The organism is Actinomadura barringtoniae (assembly GCF_017573505.1).
GTDB classification, from domain to species: domain Bacteria; phylum Actinomycetota; class Actinomycetes; order Streptosporangiales; family Streptosporangiaceae; genus Spirillospora; species Spirillospora barringtoniae.
This window is the reverse complement of sequence record NZ_JAGEOJ010000005.1, coordinates 437,032-458,457: the sequence shown is the minus strand read 5'-3', so window position 1 is coordinate 458,457 and position 21,426 is coordinate 437,032. Positions and strand designations below refer to the sequence as shown.

The 21,426-nt window shown below is 70.9% G+C and carries 20 protein-coding genes; 14 read left to right on the top strand and 6 right to left on the bottom strand.

What is annotated here, in order from left to right:
- The first annotated feature begins 48 nt into the window (after positions 1-48).
- Genes J4573_RS14910 through ptsP form a run of 5 tightly spaced genes read left to right on the top strand, consistent with a single transcriptional unit; the run spans position 49 to position 3,574 of the window.
- Complete coding sequence (locus tag J4573_RS14910) at positions 49-282, top strand: PTS sugar transporter subunit IIB (protein ID WP_208256024.1); 234 nt, start codon at positions 49-51, stop codon at positions 280-282.
- 37 nt (positions 283-319) lie between these two features.
- Positions 320-769: a PTS sugar transporter subunit IIA gene (locus tag J4573_RS14905; RefSeq protein ID WP_208256023.1), complete on the top strand. Its 450-nt coding sequence runs from the start codon at positions 320-322 to the stop codon at positions 767-769.
- On the top strand, positions 760-1,521 hold the full coding sequence (locus tag J4573_RS14900; RefSeq protein ID WP_208256022.1) for an HAD family hydrolase: 762 nt from the start codon (positions 760-762) through the stop codon (positions 1,519-1,521). The genes J4573_RS14905 and J4573_RS14900 overlap by 10 nt, the downstream gene beginning before the upstream one ends.
- Positions 1,522-1,533: 12 nt before the next feature.
- Positions 1,534-1,785 (top strand): HPr family phosphocarrier protein, encoded by a 252-nt coding sequence (locus J4573_RS14895; protein ID WP_208256021.1) that lies wholly within the window; start codon positions 1,534-1,536, stop codon positions 1,783-1,785.
- A gap of 1 nt (position 1,786) precedes the next feature.
- A complete protein-coding gene (gene ptsP, locus J4573_RS14890) occupies positions 1,787-3,574 on the top strand; it encodes a phosphoenolpyruvate--protein phosphotransferase (RefSeq protein WP_208256020.1) in 1,788 nt (595 codons plus the stop codon).
- Between the two features lie 83 nt (positions 3,575-3,657).
- On the opposite strand, the gene J4573_RS14885 is transcribed toward ptsP, so the two are convergent.
- The 4 genes from J4573_RS14885 to J4573_RS53975 form a co-directional block, all read right to left on the bottom strand.
- The gene (locus tag J4573_RS14885; RefSeq protein ID WP_208256019.1) at positions 3,658-4,155 is read right to left on the bottom strand and encodes a hypothetical protein; all 498 of its coding nucleotides are present in this window, start codon (positions 4,153-4,155) and stop codon (positions 3,658-3,660) included.
- A 76-nt stretch (positions 4,156-4,231) separates the two neighbouring features.
- Positions 4,232-5,833: a glycoside hydrolase family 3 protein gene (locus J4573_RS14880; RefSeq protein ID WP_307796635.1), complete on the bottom strand. Its 1,602-nt coding sequence runs from the start codon at positions 5,831-5,833 to the stop codon at positions 4,232-4,234.
- Positions 5,834-6,066: 233 nt separating this feature from the next.
- Positions 6,067-8,568: a transglycosylase domain-containing protein gene (locus J4573_RS14875; protein ID WP_208256018.1), complete on the bottom strand. Its 2,502-nt coding sequence runs from the start codon at positions 8,566-8,568 to the stop codon at positions 6,067-6,069.
- 381 nt (positions 8,569-8,949) lie between these two features.
- The gene (locus tag J4573_RS53975; protein ID WP_307796634.1) at positions 8,950-10,410 is read right to left on the bottom strand and encodes an N-acetylglucosamine kinase; all 1,461 of its coding nucleotides are present in this window, start codon (positions 10,408-10,410) and stop codon (positions 8,950-8,952) included.
- A 61-nt stretch (positions 10,411-10,471) separates the two neighbouring features.
- Here J4573_RS53975 and J4573_RS14860 point away from each other — a divergent pair, with 61 nt between their 5' ends.
- Complete coding sequence (locus tag J4573_RS14860; RefSeq protein ID WP_243772969.1) at positions 10,472-11,434, top strand: MurR/RpiR family transcriptional regulator; 963 nt, start codon at positions 10,472-10,474, stop codon at positions 11,432-11,434.
- Entirely contained in the window at positions 11,431-12,330 is a 900-nt protein-coding gene (locus J4573_RS14855; RefSeq protein WP_208256017.1) for an N-acetylmuramic acid 6-phosphate etherase, read from the top strand. The genes J4573_RS14860 and J4573_RS14855 overlap by 4 nt, the downstream gene beginning before the upstream one ends.
- Positions 12,331-12,397: 67 nt before the next feature.
- Here J4573_RS14855 and J4573_RS14850 read toward each other — a convergent pair whose 3' ends face one another.
- Positions 12,398-13,597, bottom strand: a complete 1,200-nt coding sequence (locus tag J4573_RS14850) for an acyl-CoA dehydrogenase family protein (protein WP_208256016.1) — start codon at positions 13,595-13,597, stop codon at positions 12,398-12,400.
- Positions 13,598-13,659: 62 nt separating this feature from the next.
- Here J4573_RS14850 and J4573_RS14845 point away from each other — a divergent pair, with 62 nt between their 5' ends.
- The 6 genes from J4573_RS14845 to J4573_RS14820 all read left to right on the top strand — a co-directional run bounded on the left by J4573_RS14845 (position 13,660) and on the right by J4573_RS14820 (position 20,258).
- Positions 13,660-14,295, top strand: a complete 636-nt coding sequence (locus J4573_RS14845; protein ID WP_307796633.1) for an HAD family hydrolase — start codon at positions 13,660-13,662, stop codon at positions 14,293-14,295.
- 29 nt (positions 14,296-14,324) lie between these two features.
- The gene (locus J4573_RS14840) at positions 14,325-14,825 is read left to right on the top strand and encodes a DUF6912 family protein (protein WP_208256015.1); all 501 of its coding nucleotides are present in this window, start codon (positions 14,325-14,327) and stop codon (positions 14,823-14,825) included.
- Between the two features lie 174 nt (positions 14,826-14,999).
- A complete protein-coding gene (pruA, locus tag J4573_RS14835) occupies positions 15,000-16,628 on the top strand; it encodes an L-glutamate gamma-semialdehyde dehydrogenase (protein WP_208256014.1) in 1,629 nt (542 codons plus the stop codon).
- A 94-nt stretch (positions 16,629-16,722) separates the two neighbouring features.
- Positions 16,723-17,280 carry a hypothetical protein gene (locus J4573_RS14830; RefSeq protein ID WP_208256013.1) on the top strand — a complete coding sequence of 186 codons (558 nt, stop codon included), beginning with the start codon at positions 16,723-16,725 and terminating at the stop codon, positions 17,278-17,280.
- A gap of 195 nt (positions 17,281-17,475) precedes the next feature.
- On the top strand, positions 17,476-18,186 hold the full coding sequence (locus tag J4573_RS14825; RefSeq protein WP_208256012.1) for an HAD family hydrolase: 711 nt from the start codon (positions 17,476-17,478) through the stop codon (positions 18,184-18,186).
- 113 nt (positions 18,187-18,299) lie between these two features.
- Positions 18,300-20,258, top strand: coding sequence for an acetoacetate--CoA ligase (locus tag J4573_RS14820; RefSeq protein ID WP_208256011.1), 1,959 nt, complete (start codon positions 18,300-18,302; stop codon positions 20,256-20,258).
- Positions 20,259-20,365: 107 nt separating this feature from the next.
- Here J4573_RS14820 and J4573_RS14815 read toward each other — a convergent pair whose 3' ends face one another.
- On the bottom strand, positions 20,366-20,944 hold the full coding sequence (locus J4573_RS14815; RefSeq protein WP_208256010.1) for an HD domain-containing protein: 579 nt from the start codon (positions 20,942-20,944) through the stop codon (positions 20,366-20,368).
- Between the two features lie 20 nt (positions 20,945-20,964).
- On the opposite strand from J4573_RS14815, the gene J4573_RS14810 reads away from it, so the two are divergent.
- Positions 20,965-21,414 (top strand): DUF6879 family protein, encoded by a 450-nt coding sequence (locus J4573_RS14810; protein WP_372442840.1) that lies wholly within the window; start codon positions 20,965-20,967, stop codon positions 21,412-21,414.
- Positions 21,415-21,426 lie beyond the last annotated feature (12 nt).

Here is a 21,426-nt window from a genome sequence, read left to right as displayed (position 1 = left end):
CCACGCACCACCACAGCCAAGACCTGAGCACCGAAAGCAGGAATGACCATGGACAAGGCCGAGGCCATCGTCGCCGCCCTGGGCGGCGCCGACAACATCATCGAGATCGAGCCGTGCGCCACCCGGCTGCGCACCGAGGTCGAGGACGCGGGCAAGGTCAACGAGGCGGGCCTGAAGGCCGCCGGCGCGTTCGGCGTGATGCGCAGCGGCACCGTCGTCCAGGTCGTCGTCGGCCCGGAGGCCGACACCATCGCCAGCGACATCGAGGACATCCTCGACTGACCCGACCGACTCCACGCGGACGAAGGAGTTCAGAGCCATGACCCGAGTACTGTCGCCCGTCAGCGGGCGCGTCGTGGGCCTGGCGGGGGTGCCGGATCCGGTGTTCGCCCAGGCCATGGTGGGACCGGGCACCGCCGTCGACCCCGAGCGGATCCCCGCCCAGGCGATCGCGCCGGTGACCGGCAAGATCGTCAAGATGCACCCGCACGCCTACGTCGTCGTGGACGCCGAGAACCACGGCGTCCTGGTGCACCTCGGCATCGACACCGTCCAGCTGAAGGGCGAGGGGTTCGAGCTGCTCGCCGCCGAGGGCGACGCGGTGACCGCGGGCCAGCCCCTGGTCTCCTGGAACCCGGCCGCGATCGAGGCGGGCGGCCGCTCGCCGATCTGCGCGGTCGTGGCCCTGGACGCGGGCGCCGACGCGATCGCGGACGTGGTGGAGTCCGGCGAGGTCGACAAGGGAGCCGAGCTCTTCACATGGAGCTGAGCCCCGACCCCGCCGAGCGCCCCGACCCCGCCGAGTGCCCCGACCCCGCCGAGCGCCCTGACCCGGCCGAGCGCCGTGATCCCGCGGAGTGGCGGCTGCGCGCGGCCGTGTTCGACCTGGACGGGACGCTCGTCGACACCGAGCCGCGCAACCGCGTCATGTGGTCGCGGCTGTTCGAGGCGCACGGCGCCCCGTACGACGACGAGCTGATCGCCTCGTTCGCGGGGCGGCGCGGCCGCGAGGTGCTCGCCGAGCTGACCCATCTGTTCCCCGACCACACCACCGTGGAGGAGCTGTTCCTCCAGGCGATCTCGTACGAGAACGACCCCGACCTGCCGCCGGTCGCGCCGGTTCCCGGTGCGGCCGAGCTGGTCGGGGCGCTGCGCGAGGCGGGCGTGCCGGTGGCGGTCGTCACGTCCGGGTTCCGGCCGTACGCGGAGGGCCTGCTCGCCGAGCTGGGCGTCCGCGAACTGCTGGACCACCTGGTCACCGCCGAGGACGTGACCGTCGGAAAGCCCGACCCTGAGGGCTTTCTGGCCGCCGCCGACCACCTCGGGGTGCCGCCGGAGACGGTGGTGGCCTTCGAGGACGCTCCCGCGGGGGTGGCCGCGGTCAAGGCCGCGGGTATGACCTGCGTCGGGGTGGCCACCACGCAGTCGGCGCAGGCGCTCGCGCAGGCCGACGTCGTGGTGCCCGATCTGAACGAAGTAGACGTATCGCCGGGCCCCGCACTGCGGGTGTTCGGGGGCTGACAGGAGTGTGTTGTGACCGAGCGTAACGTCAAGATCGAGTCCAAGGTGGGCCTGCACGCCCGCCCGGCCGCGCTGTTCGTACAGGCCGCGGCCAAGGCCGACGGCGATGTCACGGTGGGCAAGCCCGGGGCCTCCCCGGTGAACGCCAAGAGCATCCTGGCGGTGCTCGGCCTTGACGCGCGCCACGGCGAGGAGGTGGTGATCTCGGCGTCCGACGAAGCGCTGCTCGACGAGCTCGAAGCGCTGCTCGCCCAGGACGCCTGAGATGGCGGGCGGGACGTCTGAGACGCCGGGCCTGCCGAACGACGCCGGCCTGCCGAAGGGCGGGGGCCTGCCGAAGGGCGGGGGCCTGCCGAACGGCGGGGGCCTGCTGAACGGCGCGGGCGTGAGCCCCGGCGTCGGCGCGGGTCCGATCCGTTCCGTCGCCGGTGCCGTGCCCGAGCCCCCGGCGGACGCCAAGCCCGCCGGGGACCCCGAGGCCGAACGCGCGACCGCGCTCGCCGCGCTGGCGGCGGTGGCCGAGGACCTGGAGGCGCGCGGCGCCAAGGCCGCCGAGGTCGGCAACACCGACGGCCAGGACGTGCTGAACGCCCAGGCCCTCATGGCCCGCGACCCGGGCCTGGCCGACGGCGTCACCGCCAAGGTGAACGACGGCGTCGCCGCGGCGCGGGCCGTCTTCGACGCGTTCGGCGTCTACCGGGAGATGCTCGCCGGGGCGGGGGAGTACCTGGCGGCCCGGGTGACCGACCTGGACGACATCCGGGACCGGACGATCGCCCGGCTGCTCGGCCTGCCGATGCCCGGCGTGCCCGAGTCTGACGAGCCGTTCGTGCTGGTCGCGCGAGATCTGGCGCCCGCCGACACGGCCGTGCTCGACCCGGCCCAGGTGGTCGCGTTCGTCACCGAGGAGGGCGGCCCGACCAGCCACACCGCGATCCTGGCCCGCACGATGGGCGTGCCCGCCGTGGTGGCCTGCCCGGGCGCGACCGGCCTGGCCGACGGGACGCTCGTGCTCGTGGACGGCGCGGCCGGTACGGTCCGCATCGACCCTTCCGAGGATGAGATCGCCAAGGCCGAGTCGGCCGCCGACGCCCGCGCCGCGCTGCTTGAGGACGCCACGGGCCCGGGTGCGACCAAGGACGGCCACAAGGTCCCGCTGCTGGCCAACATCGGCGGACCCAAGGACCTTGAGGCGGCGCTGGAGCATGGCGCGGAAGGTGTGGGCCTCTACCGCACCGAGTTCCTCTTCCTCGACCGTTCGACGCCGCCGACCGACGCCGAGCAGGAGGACGCCTACCGCAAGGTCCTGGAGGCGTTCCCCGACGGCCGCGTGGTCGTACGGACGCTGGACGCCGGGGCGGACAAGCCCCTGGCCTTCCTGCCGCCTCCCGGTGAGGAGCCCAACCCCGCGCTGGGTGAACGAGGGCTCCGGATGATGCGCCACCACCCGGACTTCATGTCGGCCCAGCTCGGAGCCCTTGCGCGTGCGGCCTCAGGCCTGCCCGCCAAGCTCGAGGTCATGGCGCCGATGGTGACCGACGCCGACGAGGCGGCCTACTTCGCCGCCGCGTGCCGCGAGGCCGGGATCGACTACCCGGGCGTCATGATCGAGGTGCCCGCCGCCGCGCTGCGCGCCCAAGACATCGCCGCCGAGGTGGAGTTCTTCAGCATCGGCACCAACGACCTCACCCAGTACACCTGCGCCGCCGACCGCCAGATCGGTGGTCTCGCGGCGCTCCAGGACCCTTGGCAGCCCGCAGTCCTGGACCTGGTGGCCCTCTCCGCGAGTGCCGCCGGGGAAGCGGGCAAGAGCTGCGGGGTCTGCGGCGAGGCCGCGGGCGACCCGGTCCTGGCCTGTGTCCTGGTCGGCCTGGGCGTCACCTCGCTGTCCATGAGCGCCCCATCGCTGGCCCTGGTGCGCGCCGCGCTGGCACGCCACACCCTGGACGAGTGCCGCCAGGCCGCCGAGGCAGCCCGTTCCGCCCGTACGGCCGAAGCCGCCCGGGCCGCCGTCCGCCCGCACCTCCCAGCCCTGCCCGACCTGGGCCTCTAAAACGCGCCGATCTTGCTCTCAGCGCCCTCAATAGGCGCTCTGGAGGTCGCTGAGAGCAAGATCGGCGGTGTTGTGGGGTTGGGCTAGCCGACGATGCGCCAGGTCTTGCCGGTCTGGTGGAGGGTGAAGACCGCCGCCAGGACGCCGCCGGGGCGGGCGGGGTCGCCCTTCCACTTCAGGTCCTCGAAACGGACCGTGTAGTCGCCGAGCCCGGGGCCCGCCTCGCCCGTGGGGACGATGACCGTGCGCAGAGCGGTCAGGTCCTTGGGACGGAAGCGCTTGCGGGCCGCGCCGAAGCCAGCGCTGCAACCGCCGGGCTTTCCGAACGTGATGCGCTGATACTCCGGGGCCAGCAGGCCACAGACCTTGGCGTTCCCGGATCCGACCCCGCGCAGGAAGTTGAAGACCACCATGCGCGCCGCACGCGCCTGCTTGGGAGGCAGGGGCGGTGCCGTCGGCCGGGAGTTGGGCTCCTCGGTGACGGGCGGCTGCTTGGAGCCGGAGTCACCGCTACAGGACGCGAGAGCGGGAACGACTACCAGGACGGCGACGGCCGAGGCGGCGACCAGGCGAAGACGCACGGGGGAACCTCCCGGAGGTGCGAAAGCGCTGCTGATCTTCGCAGGCCCCCGGGCCGCGCGTCCATGGATTCTTGGACTAGCCGTAAGTAAGGCCGTGCCCGGCAGGCTTGCCCCCTGCGGGGACGGGCAGCTTGCCGGTGGGCTTCAGGTCGCCGCTCAGAGCCTTGGCCAGCGCGGCGACCGACGCCGAACTGGAGGAGTAGGTGGCGAGCGCGCCCTTGGCCTGGTCTGCGCTGTTCAGGTCGTACGGGCGGCCCAGCGCGGCCACCACGACCGGCTTGCCCTTGAGGGCCTTGACCCGGGCGGCGGTGGCAGAGCCCGCGTTCAGCGTGGTCAGCACCGCCGCGTCAGCCGAATGCAGGGACGCCGTGGTGTGCACGCCGTGCTCGCGCAGGGCGGCGGCCAGCGGGGCGCTCTTCGGGCCCGACACGTAGACGGTCTTCTTGGCGAGCGGCAGAACGCCCTCGTTGCGTACGAGAGTGACCGCGTGCTCGGCGACCTGGCGGACCGTGGCCTTGTTGCCGGCCGATCCGACGACCTTGTCGGCGCGGGCCGGGTCGACGTGCGTTCCGGAGAACAGGCCGCGCTTCTCCTTGAGTCGCAGGACCCGCGCGACGGCGTCGTCCAGGCGTTTCTCGGAGATCTTGCCGCTGTGGACCGCCTTCACCACGGCCGCGTGGGCGCGGGACAGGCTCGGCGGCATGAGGAGCTGGTCGGCGCCCGCGTTCACCGCGCGGACCGGGACCACCGTGTCCGGGTACTTGCGGCGCGCGCCCGCCATCTCCAGCGAGTCGGTGATGATCACACCCTGGAAGCCGAGTGTGCCGCGCAGCAGCCCGGTCAGCACGGTCGGCGACAGCGTGGACGGGTCGCCCGACTTGTCCAGCCCGGGGACGACGATGTGGGCGGACATGATGGAGTCCACCCCGTCGGCGATCGCGGCCTTGAACGGGGGCGCGTCGAGCCGCTCCCAGGTCGTGCGCGAGTGCTTGATCACCGGCAGGCCGGTGTGGCTGTCGGTGCCGGTGTCGCCGTGCCCGGGGAAGTGCTTGGCGGTGGCCGCGACGCCCGCGGCCTGGTAGCCGGCGATGGCGCCGCCGAGCATTGTGGACACCTGCGCCGGGTCGGAGCCGAACGACCGCACGCCGATCACCGGGTTGTGCGGGTTCACGTTGACGTCGGCGACCGGCGCGTAGTTCTGGTTGATCCCGACGGCGCGCAGCTCGGTGCCGGTGACCTGGGCGGCGGCGCGGGCCTGCGCGGGGTCGTGGGTGGCGCCGAGCGCCATGTTGCCGGGGAAGGAGGTGATGAACGGGGCGCGCGAGACGATGCCCTGCTCCTCGTCCACGCCGAGCAGCAGCGGGACCTTGGAGGTCTTCTGCAGCGCGTTGGACTGCTCGGCGGTCTGCTTCGGGCTGTGCATGTTGCCGGGGAAGTAGATCAGCCCGCCCACGTGGTACTTCTTGATCGCCTCTTTGGCGGCCGACTCGCTGGAGAACGTGGGCACGAACAGCTGCCCGACCTTCTCCGGCAGGCTCATGTCGGCCACGTAGCCGGGGATCCAGTCCGCCTTCCGGGTACCCGGCGCGGCGGAGGCCTTGCCCGGCTTGGAGGCGCTCGGCTTCGCGCTGGAACCGGCCTTGGCGGGGTCGCCGCCGCAACTCGCGAGGGGCAGCACGAGGGCCGCCGCCGCGACGACCGCGATCGGGCGTGTGACGCCGATCGGGCGTGTGACGCCGATCCGACGTGTGACGCCGATCCGACGTGTGACGCCGATGGGACGTGTGACGGCGATGGGACGGTTGGCACGCAACGAGACCAGGCCCCCCGACGTGGTCAGTGTTACTGGATCGTGATCTGACCCGCGCGACGGTAGTCGGTCTCAAGCGGCCTGTCGACTCGATCAGCCCCTCAGCGGGCGAGTCCTGACTTCTTGCAGCGCGCCGTATTGCGGTTCTCTGGCAGCTTGCAGAACCTGTCCAGCTCCGCCTTGTCCTTCGGGCTCGGCGTGGGCGGGGTGGTGGCCCCCGGCGTCGGCGTCGTTCTCGGGCTCGGCGTGGTGCCCGGCGTCTTGGCCGGCTTCGTCCCCGGGACCTCGAAACCCGTGGCCCAGTCGCGCCTGATCCCGCTGAAGACGGGCTCGGCGAACGGCTCGTACGGCATGCCGCTTGTGACCTTGCTCATGAACGAGTGCCAGATCGTCGAGGGCGTTCCCTCCCCGGCGACCGTTCCGTGCTGTCCGGCCAGGCCCTGGAGCGGCTTGCCGGCCGTGTTGGTCATCACCACGGCCGTCGACAGTTGCGGCACGAAGCCCACGAACCACGCCGCATGGTTGTGATCGGTGGTCCCGGTCTTGCCCGCCGCGTCGCGATCGGCCAGGGCGGCCTTCTTACCGGTGCCGTCGGCGACCGTCTGCCGGAGCGCGTACGTGGTCTGCGCGGCCTGCTCGTCGGTCAGCACCTTGCGCGGCGTCCGCCCCCAGGGCAGTGGCACCTCGTGCCCGTCCGCGTCGACGATCTTCGTGATGACGTGCGGGGTCACGGCGTTGCCCCCGTTGGCGAACGCCGCGTACCCCGCCGCCTGGTCCACGGCGGAGATGCTGGCCATCCCGAGCGTGATCCCTGCCTGCCCGCGGAACGGCTTGAGCGCCGAGGCCGGCACCCCGAGGTCCTCGGCGGTGCGGACCACGTTGTCCAGGCCGGCCTCGAAGGCGAGCTTCACGTACCCGGTGTTGACCGACAGGGCGGTGGCCTTGACCAGGTCGATCGCCCCGAGCGAGCCGATCTTCTCGTCGTTGTTCACCAGGTAGCCCGGTGCGGTCATGGGGGTGAGCTCTCCGTTCGGCGCGAACTTCACAGGCGATTTCCCACTCACCAGAGATCGCACATTGAAACCTCGCCGCAGCGCCGCTGCCAGCACGTACGGCTTGAACGTGGAGCCCGCTTGGGCCACCGGATTGAAGACCGAGTCGTACTGGCTGCGCTTCGGGTCGCCGCCGTAGAACGCCTTCACCGCGCCGTCCTGCGGGTCCACGGCGATCAGGCCGCTGCGAACGGTGCGGGGCCAGTTCGGTTCCTGCTGCTCCTTCATGGCCTGCTCGGCGTAGGCCATCCAGCGTGGATCGATGCCGGTGTAGATCTTCATGCGACCGTTCACCACGCTCTGGGGCGGGATGTCGAGCTGCCGCAGCTCTTCCAGCACCCGCTGCCTCAGCAGGAGTGTCTGGCCTGACACGTTCACGCCGCTCCACTGGCTCCGCGTCGCCGGGAAGCGCGTCTGGCCGGCCTCGGCCCGCGACAGCTCGCCCATCTTGACCATGCCGTCGATGACGTACTGCCACCGCGCGCGCAGCGCCCTGGCCGGGGCGTCGTCGCCCTGGGTCTTGAAGTAGGTCGGCCGCTGGATCATCGCGGCCAGCAGCGCGCTCTCGCCGACCGACAGCTGCCACACGTCCTTGTCGAAGTACGCGCGGGCCGCCGCCTGCACGCCGGAGGTGTCCCGGCCGAAGTAGACGGTGTTGAGGTAGAGGTCGAGGATCGCGTCCTTGCTGCGGCTGCGGGCCAGCTTGACGGAGATGAAGATCTCCTTGGCCTTGCGGTCGATGGTGCGCTTCTTGCTCAGCCCCTTGAAGTAGTTGCGGGCGAGCTGCTGGGTGATGGTGGAGCCGCCCTGGGTCTCGCCCCCGGAGGCGGTCTTCAGGAACGCCCGGGTCATGCCCTCCAGGGAAATGCCGTGCCCGCCGTAGAACCCGCGGTCCTCGGCGGCGAGTACCGCCCAGCGCAGCCGGTCCGGGATCTGGCCGTGCCGTACGACCTCCCTGTTGGCGCCCAGCCTGAACGCGGGAGTCCGGCCATCGGCGTAATAGACCGCGGAGCCCTGGTCGGTAACGCCCTTCTGCGGCTCGGTGGGAATCGGCGTCCGTACGTACGCCACGACCACTCCGGCCACGAACAGCACCATCACGGCGACCAGCCCGTAGAAGGACCGGCGCCATCGGGCACTCCGCAGGAGGCCCTTCAGCAAGAAGGGGACCCCTCGCCATCGCCGCACCAACCGCCGCCTCGCGCGAGGCGGCGAGGTCCCGCGCCCGGTCTGGTCCGTTCCGCCCATGCCGCCCGTACGCCCGGCGGGACGTACGGGCTCCGCGCGCTCGGCGGAGCGCGTGGAGGCACCGCGTTCGGCGGAACGCGGCGCGGCGGCGCCCTCCGAGGAGCGTGCGGGCACCACGCGTTCGGCGGAACGCGTCGTGACCAGGTGCTCGGCGGAGTGCGGGGCGGTGGTCGCGGGCTCGGCGGAGCTCGCGGCCGGGGCCTGACCGGGGGGACTCGCGGCCGCCTCGGCGGCGGCACGGTTGGGGGAGGAGGAGCGGCGATGGCGAGGGGAGACTCGGGAACGGAGCGCGGGGCGACGCATACGGCCTTCAATCGAGTGGGAGTACGGAGTTGGCCGTCGTTCGAGTGCGCGGGGGCGATCCGGGGGCGTGCGCATGCGGCGGCACGCCCGCGGTCGCGGAAGGCAAGGTCGAACGACGCTGCGTCAGAACGCAGCCAAATCGGTACAGGCCACTCTGTGGCCGGTGGTCCCACCGGATCTGAGCCCGCGCGAGGCGAGCCCGTCCGGCGGCGTTGGCTCCACCGTTGATCACAGCTTAATCACGGTGGACCGGTGTGCCGCAAGGGGATTGCGGTATTTGTGAGGCCACGGCTCTCCGTGGTGGTCATGTGACCCAAGGGGGGCACGGCCCCTCAGGACGTCATGACTCCGTGCGAGAGCGACCCCTATTAAGGACAGCCCTTAAGGAAGAGGATGCCCGAGCCGCCGCAGGGCGAGTCCCGCGGCGCCCACGGCTCCGTCGCCCGCGCGGCGGGGGGCGTCGGCGAACCGGTCGCACAGGCCGTTGTGGACGGCCTCGGCCACGGGCCCCTCGCGGAGCACCGAGCCGTGCATGACGACCGGAGCGCAGGGATCGGGGAGCGCGGGCCGCACCGCGTCGACATCGCGCAGCAGCCACTGGGCCGCCTCCTCGGTGATGCGCCGGGCCACGGGATCACCGGCGGCCGCTGCGGCTGCGACCACTGGGCCGAGCCGGCCGAGCGCCGCGGGCGGGCGGCCGTACACCTCCTTGATGATGGCCTGCGCCAATTGCGGGTTCGGAGCCATGGTCTCCAGGGCGCCGGTGGCGAAGGCGGAATGGGATGTGCCGGGATCGAGCATTGCCGTTCCCGAACGGGTGACGGTCGCGGACGCGCTCGCCGTCGCGCCGCCGGACGGGCCGCCATGGGACGGGCCGCCGGAGACGGGACCCCCGTGCGGGGAGCCGGAGTGCGACGGCCCGTGGGACGGGCCGCCGGACACCGGACCACCGGAGGGGGATCCGGACCCCGGACCGCGGGACGGGCCTCCGGACGCTGGAGCACCGGACGGGCCGCCGGGACGCGGTCCACCGGTCGCCGGGCCGCCGGGACGCGACCCGCCGTGACCCGAGCCGTCGGGTCCCGATCCGTTGAGGCCCGGCCCACCAGGACCGGAGTCGCCGAGGATGTGAGCGCCGGGAGCGGGTGCGCCGGATGCCGCCCCCCCGAACGCGGCACCGCCGAAGGCGGGCGCGCCGGCCATCGCGAGGGCCCGTTCGGGCCGTGGCCTGGGGAGGCTCGCATTGATCTCCGTGACCACCGCCGCGCCGAGCAGCGCGCGCGGGACCGACTCGGTGAGCAGGGTGGGGGAGCCGCGGCCGTCGTAGGCGGCCAGCGCCGCCCGTACGGCCTCGCGGCCCAGCCACACGGCCGAACCCTCGTCCCCGACCAGCCAGCCGTAGCCGTCGGCCCGCTGCACGATCGCGCCGTCGCTGATGACCGCGGCGCCGGCGCCGGTGCCCGAGAACACAACGATGCCCTTGGCCTCGTTGGTCCCCGCGGCGAAGGCGACGGCGATATCGGTCACAACGGCGGGCGAACCGCGCAGGCCGACGGCCTGCCAGGCCCGCCGGGCCGCGCTGACCGCGGCGGGACGGCCGGCCGAACCGGCCCCGGCGATGCCGAACACGCCGGTGAGGATGTGAGATCGGTCCAGGTCACCCAGTGCGTCCCGCAGGGCGGTGGTGAGCGCACCCGCGGTATCGCCGCCGGAGTTGGGGTTGGCTCCGGGACCGGTTCCGGAACCGGCCAGAGCTCCCCCGAGCGTTAGTACGACACAGCGGGTTTTCGTGCCACCCGCGTCGATGCCGATCACGTAAGGACCGGCCAAATGGGTCAACACATGGCGACCGTAGCCTTTTCTACCGTTGACGTGACATCCGGCGAGTAAGAAAATTTCTTCCATGAGGAAACCCACCGGCCTAGAGCCAGGGGGCACAGGGGAGTCCGGGGCACCCAAGGTCGAGGCGGCGACCAAGGAATCCACGCCGCTGAGCACCGTGGTCCGGGTGCGTTCACTGCTGCCATCGTTGCCCCCCGCCGAGCGCAGAGTCGCTCAACGCGTCATCGACGACCCCGAAGGGGTCGCGAACTCCACCATCACCGAACTCGCCCAGACCTGTGGCACCTCTGAAACCACGGTCATCAGGTTCTGCAGGGCGATCGGGTTTCATGGATATCCAGAGCTGCGTCTGACCCTGGCGACGGAGGCGGGGAGGGCCCAGAGCGCCTCCGGCGGTCGGGTCATCGGCAGCGACATCAGTCCCGACGACTCGCTCGAACAGATCGTGGAGAAGGTGACCTTCGCCGACGCACGGGCCGTGGAGGAAACGGCGGCCCAGCTTGACATCAAGACGCTCGAACAGGTGGTCGACGCCGTCGTCGGCGCCGGCCGGGTCGACGTCTACGGTGTCGGCGCGAGCGCCTTCGTCGCCGCGGACTTCCAGCAGAAACTGCATCGCATAGGCAGGGTCTGCTCCGCCTGGTCGGACGCCCACATCATGCTGACCAGCGCCGCGGTGCTGAACAGCGGGGACGTCGCGATCGGGATCTCGCACACGGGCGCGACGGTGGAGACCATCGACGCGCTGGAGGTTGCCAAGAGCAAGGGGGTGACGACGGTAGCCCTGACCAATTTCCCCAAGTCCCCGATCGCGGAAATCGCAGACCTGACCCTGACGACGGCCGCACGGGAGACCACGTTCCGATCGGGCGCGACCGCAAGCCGGCTGGCGCAGTTGACGGTGATCGACTGCATCTTCGTCGGTGTGGCGCAGCGCACGTTCGGTTCGACCCGTAAGGCCCTGGAGGCCACGTTCGAGGCGGTCCGTGGACGGACCGTGCGACCCGACCGGAGGCGTCGGTGATCGACTGCGAGCAGCTCCCCACCGAGGGGCGCAACCCCCGGACACTCGACGTCGACACGTTGCCAACGCTCGAGGTGCTCCGCCGCATCAACACCGAGGACGCCGCCGTGCCGCTGGTCGTGGCGGCCGTTCTGCCCGAGCTCGCCCGGCTGGTCGATCTGGCCGTGGACGCGCTTCAGGCGGGCGGCCGTGTGCACTACTTCGGCGCCGGCACCTCGGGCCGGCTGGCCGCGCTGGACGCGGCCGAGCTTCCGCCCACGTTCGGCATCTGGGGCCGGGTGGTCGCGCATCACGCGGGTGGTCCGCGCGCGCTCACCCAGGCGGTCTCGGGCGTCGAGGACGACGACGAACAGGGCGCCAGGGACGCCGCCGAGGTGCAGCCCGGCGACGTCGCGATCGGGATCGCCGCCAGCGGCCGTACCCCGTACGTGGTGGGGGCGCTGCGCGCCGCCGCCGCGACCGGCGCCCGCACCGCACTGATCAGCTGCAACCCGCTCACGCCGTACGGCGACGAGGTCGACGTGCACATCGGGCTGGCCACCGGACCCGAGGTGATCAGCGGCTCCACCCGGATGAAGGCCGGCACCGCCACCAAGCTGGTGCTGAACTCCTTCTCCACCACCCTGATGATCAGGCTGGGCAGGACCTACTCCAACCTGATGGTCAGCGTGAACGCGCTCAACGCCAAGCTGCGCGCCCGGCTGGTGCGCATCCTCACCGAAGCCACCGGTCTCGACACCCTCACGTGCGAGACCGCGCTGGCCGAGGCGGGAGGGGACACGCGCGTGGCGCTGGTCTCCCTCCTCGGGGAGGTGCCCGCCGAACGCGCGACGGTCGCGCTGGAGGAATCGAGGGGCGGTGTCCGCGAGGCGCTGCAACGCCTGAGATCGGCCTAGCCGGTCGAACGAGGATCGGTGATCATGCAGTCGTCCCCGCACCGATTGCATGATCACCGAGACCGGGTCACTTCGCCTCGTACCGCCTGAGCTCCTGGCGGGCGACGGTACGGACGTGGACCTCGTCGGGGCCGTCGAAGATGCGCATGGCGCGTGCCCAGGCGTACATCGCGGCCAGGGGCGTGTCGTCGGACACCCCGGCGCCGCCGTGCACCTGGATCGCGCGGTCGATCACCTCGGCGGCGACGCGCGGGCCGATCACCTTGATCGCGGCGATCTCGGTCCGGGCGCCCTTGGCGCCCTCGCGGTCGATCAGCCAGGCGGTCTTCAGCGTCATCAGCCGCGCCTGCTCGATCGCCATCCGCGACTCGGCGATCTGCTGCTGCACGACGCCCTGCTGGGCGAGGGGCTTACCGAACGCGACGCGGTCGACGGCCCGGCGGCACATCAGCTCCAGGGCGCGTTCGGCCATGCCCAGGGCCCGCATGCAGTGGTGGATGCGGCCGGGGCCGAGCCGGGCCTGGGCGATCATGAAGCCGTCGCCCTCGCCCGCGATCAGGTTGGCGGCCGGGACGCGCACGTCCTCGAAGAGGATCTCCGAGTGGCCGTGCTGGTCCTGGTAGCCGAAGATCGGCAGGTGGCGCTCCACGGTCACGCCCGGGGTGTCGCGGGGGACCAGGATCTGCGACTGCTGGCGGTGCGTGGCGGCGCCGGTGTCGGTCTTGCCCATCACGATGAAGATCGTGCAGCGCTCGTCGGCGGCGCCGGTGATGAACCACTTGCGGCCGTTGATCACGTACCCGTCGCCGTCGCGGGTGATCGAGGTGGTGATGTTGGTGGCGTCGGAGGAGGCCACCGCGGGCTCGGTCATCGCGAACGCGGAGCGGATCTCGCCGTTCAGTAGCGGCTCCAGCCAGCGCTTCTTCTGCTCGTCGGTGCCGAACATGTGCAGGACTTCCATGTTGCCGGTGTCGGGCGCCGCGCAGTTCACCGCCTCGGGCGCCAGCTCGTGCGACCGCCCGGTGATCTCTGCGAGCGTCGCGTACTCCAGGTTGCTCAGCCCGGAGACGTCGGGCAGGAAGAGGTTCCACAGGCCGCGGCGGCGGGCCTCGGCCTTCAGTTCCTCGACGACGGGCGGGAGCGCGTGCGGGTCGTTCTCCCGGCGCCAGGCCGCGTAGACCGGCTCGGCCGGGTACACGTGCTCGTCCATGAACTCCAGCAGTTTCGCCTGGTATTCGCGCGCCTTCGGGCTGAGTTCGAAGTCCATGGGCGCCAGTCTGGCAGAACGCCGTTCGGTTATCGGCGGCCAGGTGGCCTACCATCGCTCACGTGACCGTGAAAGCTGTGATCACCGACTGGGGCGGGGTCCTCACCTCCCCGCTGAACGACGCCGTCGCCGCCTGGCTGGCCGCCGACCGGATCGACGCCGCGCGCTACAAGACCGTGATGCGCGGCTGGGTGAGCCAGGCCTACGACGGCGACGGCGTGAACCCGATCCACGGCCTGGAGGACGGCACGCTCGCCCGCGAGGAGTTCGAGCGGCTGCTGGCCGCCGAGCTGCTCACGGTCGACGGCGGCCCGGTGGTCGCCGACGGCCTGATCGCGCGCATGTTCGCCGAGTTCGCGCCGGTGGAGCCGATGTACGAGGCGCTGCGGCTGGCGCGGGCGGCCGGGACGCGGACGGCCCTGCTGTCCAACTCGTGGGGCAACGACTACCCGCGCGACCTGTTCGCCGAGCTCTTCGACGCCGTCGTGATCTCCGCGGAGGTCGGCCTGCGCAAGCCCGATGAGGCGATCTTCCGGCACGCGCTGGGCCTGCTCGGCCTCGCGCCCGCCGACTGCGTCTTCATCGACGACATCGAGCACAACATCACCGCCGCCGAGGCGATCGGCATCCGCGGCATCCACCACACCGACCCGGCCGCCACGATCGACGCCCTTCGCGGCCTCGGTGCCCTCGGCTGAGACGCCGGTCTGGCAGACTGCTGATCGTCATGCGCGTCTATCTGCCGTCCACGCTCACCGAACTCGCCGGCGCCCTTGAGGCCCGCGAGCTGGGTCCCGCGCCGCTGTCGGCGTACGCGGTGACGCCCGCCCTGCGCGAGTGGTACGCGGGCGGCGACCAGGAGGAGCTGGAGTACGCGGCCATGACCGCGGCCGCACGCGCCTCGCTGAGGCGGCTGGCGGCGGACCCGAAGGCCCCGGCGCGCCGGGTCGTGCTGGCCGTCGAGATGCCAGACGACGTCGTCCGGTGGACGCGCGGCGGCGATCTGGACGAGAGCCCGGCGCTGGTGACCGTCCGCGGCACGGTGCCGTGGAAGAAGATCGCCTCCGGTCACGTGGACGATCTCGACGCCGCGGGCGACGTACGGGCCGCCGCCGAGGCCCTCACCGCCGCCGACGCGGGGGACGACGACGCCCGGTTCACCGTGGACGGCGCGGAGGGCCACGAGCTCATGTGGTACGCCACGCAGGAGCTGGCCCACCTGCTCTGAACAGGAGCCGGCCCACCTGCTCTGACATCACGCTCGATACGTGTAAATCGGGCGATTCGGGCAAGATCTCATAGCCTCCTGATTAGGCGCGCGCGTTCGGCGGGTAGATCTCGGTTCGGGCACCGCGACGATGCGCGCACTACGACAACGAAGTCGGACTTTTCGGGAGTGACCATGGATGCCGTCACCAACGTTCCGGTACCGGCGAACGAGCCGGTCAAGACGTACGCGCCCGGCAGCGGCGAACGGGCCGCGCTCGAGGCCAAGATCAAGGAGATCGGCGGCGAGCAGCTCGACCTCACCATGACGATCGGCGGTGAGAGCCGCCTGGGCGGCGGCGCGCCGGTGGACGTCGTCGAGCCGCACAACCACCGGCACGTGCTCGGGCAGCTGAAGAACGCCACCGACGACGACGTCCGCGCCGCCGTCGACGCCGCGCGGGAGGCCGCCCCGGCCTGGCGGGCCCTGTCGTACGACGACCGCGCCGCGATCCTGCTCAAGGCCGCCGACCTGCTGTCGGGCCCGTGGCGCGCGACGCTGAACGCCGCCACGGTCCTCGGGCAGTCCAAGTCGGTCCAGCAGGCGGAGATCGACTCGGCCTGCGAGCTGATCGACTTCTGGCGCTTCAACGTGGACTTCGGGCGCCAGGTCCTCACCCAGCAGCCCACCTCCTCGCCGGGCGTCTGGAACCAGATGGAGTACCGCCCGCTGGAGGGCTTCGTCGTCGCGATCACCCCGTTCAACTTCAGCGCGATCGCGGGCAACCTGCCCACCGCCCCGGCGCTCATGGGCAACACCGTGATCTGGAAGCCGTCGCCGACCCAGCAGGTCGCGGCGCACTTCACCATGCGGATCCTGGAGGAGGCGGGCCTGCCACCCGGCGTGATCAACCTGGTCACCGGCGACGGCCAGGCCGTGTCGAACGTCGCGCTGCCCCACCCGGACCTGGCCGGCATCCACTTCACCGGCAGCACCGGGACGTTCCAGCACCTGTGGCGGACCGTCGGCGAGAACATCGCCGGCTACCGGTCCTACCCGCGGCTGGTCGGCGAGACCGGCGGCAAGGACTTCGTCGTCGCCCACCCGTCCGCCGACCCGGCCGTGCTGAAGACCGCGCTCGTCCGCGGCGCGTTCGAGTACCAGGGCCAGAAGTGCTCGGCGGCCTCGCGCGCCTACGTCCCGCGCTCGCTCTGGGGCCGGATCCGGGACGAGTTCTGCGACGAGGTCGAGGCGCTCACCATGGGCAACGTCGCCGAGGACCTCTCGGCGTTCATGGGCGCGGTGATCGACGAACGGGCGTTCGCCAAGCACAAGGCCGCCATCGAGCGCGCCCAGGCCGCCGACTCGATCAAGGTCCTGGCGGGCGGCGGGTTCGACGACTCCGAGGGCTACTTCGTGCGCCCGACCGTGCTGGAGTCCGCCGACCCGACCGACGAGATCTTCACCACCGAGTACTTCGGCCCGATCCTCGGCGTGCACGTCTACGACGACGCCAACTATGACGCGATGCTCGACCAGATGGAGGGCATCGCCCAGTACGCGCTCACCGGCGCGATCATCGCCCAGGACCGGCGGGCCATCGCCGCGGCGGCCGAGAGGCTGCGCTTCGCGGCCGGCAACTTCTACATCAACGACAAGCCCACCGGCGCGGTCGTCGGCCAGCAGCCGTTCGGCGGCGCGCGGGCCAGCGGCACCAACGACAAGGCCGGTTCGATCTTCAACCTGATCCGCTGGGTCAACACCCGGTCGATCAAGGAGACGTTCGCGCCGCCGACCGACTACCGCTACCCGCACATGGGCTAGGGCCTACCGGGGCGTAACGTTCCGTTTTGGAAAGTGCACCCGATGTCACGTATCCTCCCTGACCAGGTAAAACGCGCCAATCGGGGGAGTGGTCGTGCGCCGCAGGCTTGTCGTCGTGGTCATCGTGGCCGCGGTCGCCGTGGCAACGGCGGCCGCGGTCGCGCTCCGTCCCGACGGGTCCAAGCGCGCCGTGGACGCCGCCTCGGTGCGCGACTGGCTGGAGCTGGAGACCGACCCCGCCGTCACGCCGGTCGGGTCGCCCTCGCTCGTTCCCGGCGGCCAGTACACCTACGAGTTCCGGGTCACCAACACCGGACCGGCGCCCGTACGGCAGCTGGTCGTGCACACCGAAAAGGTCATCGGCGGCCGGGCCGGGGAGCAGTTCCGCATCCTGTCGGTCAGCGAGCCGTCCTGCCGCCCCTGGCGCGGGCTGCACTGCCAGTTCGACCTCATGGGGCCGGGAGAGAGCCGTACGGTCAAGGTCAAGGGCCAGGCCGAGGCCACCAGGCACCCCGGCGACGTGCTCACCCTGAACACCTTCCTGGCGGCGTTCGCGCCCGCCAACGGCGGTCAGGTCAGCTACGACGTCCTGGGCGAACGCCAGGCCACCAAGGGCATCTTCCGCACCGCCCGCTCCCGAGCCTCCACCTGAGGGGCCGCCGGGCCTCCACCTGAGGGGCCGCCGGGCCTCCACCTGAGGGGCCGCCGGGCCTCCACCTGAGGGGCCGCCGGGCCGCCACTGAAGGGTTCCCCCGCTTGCGGTAAGTAGGCGCCAGGCCCGACGATGTTCTGACCCGCCCCCCGCGGGCGGCGCCCGCAGGCGCCTCTGGACGTGCATGGGAACGGGATGGCTGCGCTTAACCGCCTGGTGTTGTGGAACATCGATCACACGCTGGTGGACGTCGGGCGGGTCACCCGCGAGGCCTACGCCGAGGCGTTCCAGCGGACGACCGGCCGCCAGCTGGTCCGGCTGGCCCCGACCGCCGGCCGCACCGAGTCCGAGATCATCTTCGAGACCCTGGCGTTCAACGACATCGTCACCACCGACGACCACCTGCCCGCCTTCATGGACGCCCTGGCCGAGGCGTTCGCCGCCCGGCGCCACGACCTGAAGGTGCACGGCCGCGTCCTGCCCGGCGCCCGCGAGGCGCTGGACGCCCTCGCGCGCACGCACGGGACCGTCCAGTCGGTCCTGACCGGCTCCATCCAGGCGAGCGCCACCCTCAAGGTCACCGAGCTGGGCCTGGCCGACCGCCTCGAACTCGACGTGGGCGGCTACGAGAACGGCGTCTACAGCAAGGCCGCCCTGCTGGAGGTGGCTCGTACGCGCGCGGGGGAGAAGCACCGCAACCGCTACTCCGAGTCCACGACCGTCTACATCGCCGACCACCCCCGCGACATCCAGGCCGCCCACATCGCCGGTTCGCCGATCGTCGCCGTGGCCACCGGCAGCGCCACCGAGGCGGAGCTCCGTTCCGCAGGGGCAGAGGTCGTGCTTCCCGGGCTGGCCAACACCAAGGCCGTCCTGAACGCCGTCGCGCAACTGACCCACAGCTGAGCCGCCCAACTGACCCACAGCCGACCCGCGCCTGATTTGCGCGGCACCCGTATGGCGCACGATGCTGGAAATCCGCGCAGCGTGGCGCGGGTCTGGACGAGGAGGCCGGTGTCATGGACGAGCTGACCGCCGAAGGCGTGGCCCTCTGGGAGCCTTCCGCAGAGGTCGTCGCCAACGCGCGCGTGACGCACTACATGCATTGGCTGTGGGACCGCGGCGTCCTGGTCGAGTCCTATGACGAGCTGTGGAAGTGGTCGGTCACCGAGGTCGAGGCCTTCTGGGACTCGATCTGGGCCTACTTCAAGGTGGTCGGCGAACGAGGCGACGGCCCTGTAGGGACCGGCGGCCCCACCCCTGTGGACGGCCTCGAATGGTTCCCCGGCGCGACGATCAACTACGCGGCCAACGCCCTGCGCCGCGCCTCCGAGGCCCCCGAAGAGACCGCCCTGATCTTCCGTTCCGAAGCCGGTGGCCACCGCATCATCACCCACCGCGAGCTGGCCCTCCACGTAGCCGAGGTACGCGCCGGCCTCGTCGCCCTAGGCGTGGGCAAGGGCGACCGAGTGGCCGCCTACATGCCCAACATCCCCGAAGCCCTTATCTGCTTCCTGGCCACGGCGTCCCTGGGCGCCATCTGGTCGTCCTGCTCCCCGGACTTCGGCTCGTCCTCGGTCATCGACCGCTTCGCGCAGATCGAGCCCAAGGTCCTCATCGCCGTCGACGGCTACGCCTACAACGGCAAGCGTTTCGACCGCCAGGACACCGTCAAAGAGATCGAGGCCAGCCTCCCCACCCTGCGTGCCACCGTTCTCGTCCCCTACCTAGACCCCGCCGCCTCACCCACAGACCTCCGCGTAGGCATCCCCTACAGCGAGCTGCCTCGCGAGGGCGTTCCGCTGGCCTTCGAGCCCGTTCCCTTCGACCACCCCCTCTGGGTGGTCTACTCCTCAGGAACCACCGGCCTGCCCAAGCCGATCGTCCACGGCCACGGAGGCGTGGTCCTCGAACACCTCAAGGCCCTCTCGTTCCACCAGGACCTCGGCCACGGCGACGTCTTCTTCTGGTACACCACGACCGGCTGGATGATGTGGAACTACCTCATCGGCGGCCTTCTGGTGGGCTCCACCATCGTCATGTACGACGGCGCCCCCATCGACCTCTGGAAGCTGGCCGCCGACACCGGCGTGACCTACTTCGGCGTGGGCGCCCCGTACATCATGGCCAGCCTCAAAGCAGGTGAGACCCCCGGCCGCTCCCACGACCTGACCTCCCTCCGAGGCATAGGCTCCACCGGCTCCCCCCTGCCCCCCGAGGGCTTCACATGGGTCTACTCCCACGTCGGCAAGGACCTTCTCCTCGGCAGCATGTCCGGCGGCACAGACCTCTGCACCGCCTTCGTAGGCCCCTCGCCCCTCCTACCCCTGCACGCAGGCGTCATCCAATGCCGATGCCTGGGCGCCAGGATCGAGTCCTACGACGACGAAGGAAAACCCACCATCGATGAGGTGGGCGAGCTCGTCATCACCGAGCCCATGCCCTCGATGCCGGTCTTCTTCTGGAACGACCCCGACGGCGACCGCTACCGCGAGTCCTACTTCGACATGTTCCCGGGCGTCTGGCGCCACGGAGACTGGATCAAGGTCCGCCCCGACGGCGGCTGCGTCATCTACGGCCGTTCCGACTCCACCCTCAACCGCGGCGGCATCCGCATGGGCACCTCCGACTTCTACCGAGTCGTCGAGGCCTTCCCCGAGATCGCCGACAGCCTCGTCATCGACACCGGCCGCCTGGGCCAAGAGGGCCGCCTGATCCTCTACGTCCACCTGACAGAGGGCGAAACCCTGACCGAGTCCCTCACCACCAACCTCAAATCCGAGATCCGCAAGTCCCTCTCCCCCCGCCACGTCCCGGACGAGATCCACCAGGTCCCCGGCATCCCAAGAACCCTCTCGGGCAAGAAACTAGAAGTCCCCGTCCGCAAGATCCTCTTGGGAACCCCCATAGACCAGGCCGCCAACCGAGACTCCATGGCCAACCCCGAAGTCCTGGAGCACTTCACCCACAAGCCCTAAAGGCCCTCGCTCCGCTCGGACAGCCTTATCGGGGCTCCCGCCCCAAGCCCCGAGCTGGGGGCAAGCCCCCAGACCCCCACGCCTTGAAGTGGTGCGAGCCTTCCGTCTCAGTCGTCACCGGCGAGCGCACGGGTCAGCCAGTCCAGCGACCCAGCCCTCTGAGCCTCCTCGGCAAGGCGCTTAGCGGATGCCGTCTGAAGCTGGGCCAGCGAGCTATCGATCCAAGCCTGCGTGTTCTGGTTCCCATGCTCGCGATACTCGATCGCCTGGATAAGGCACTCCAGCTTGTCCGCATCCCGAGCGCACACCGCCTCAGGACTGCCCTCACCCTCGTACTCTGCAACAATCCCGCTGATCATCGCCGCCACCCCAGCAGGCAGCCCGCGCACCTGCTGCTCCGTGACTTCCTCATTGGAAGCCTTGGAGACATACGGCTTGGCCAAATAAGGCAAGTCGGTAAGACGAGTCTCCTGGCTGTCGTGAAAGAGACTGAGCAGTGCGGCCCGCTCCGGACTAGCGCCCTCCATCACCGCAAGAACACTCGCGATGATCGCCGCCCGCATCGAGTGGTCCGCGATGCTCTCGGGCTCCTTCACCCCCGCGATCAGCCACCCCGTGCGCTTGTACCGCTTGAGCAGCCCGACCTCGTACAGAAACCCCACCAACCGCTCAGCTTCGCTAGCCATCTCCACCTGTCCCTCACGAGCTGGAGCTGAGAGACCACTATGCAGTCGATGAGGCAGCCCTGGCAGCCTGGCGGCGCGGTGATGTCGCCGCCGTACGTGAGTGCGTCGAGCCGGTCGCCGTCCGGATTGCCGCACAGGTCGCGGACGGTGTGAGCATCAGGCGGATCAAAGTGCTCTCGGAGCCTTCGTCGGAGTACATGCGACACGCCTTGGACGTGGCCGGGCATTTGGTGAACGCCGGAGAGGACACCCGCTGGCTGCCTCGTCGACAGACCTCTGACCTTCTCCTGCCCGGCAACGACTTCTTTGTGCTCGACGGCGAGGTCGTCATCTTCAACGTTCTCGACGGCGACGACGGAAGGGCTGAGCAGCAACTCTGGACTGAGGCGGATGTAGTGGAACAGTGTCGATCGGCGTTTGAGTCCGCTTGGGCGCGCGCTGTTCCGCACCGCGACTACCACTCCGCGTAGCCCTCGAGTCTG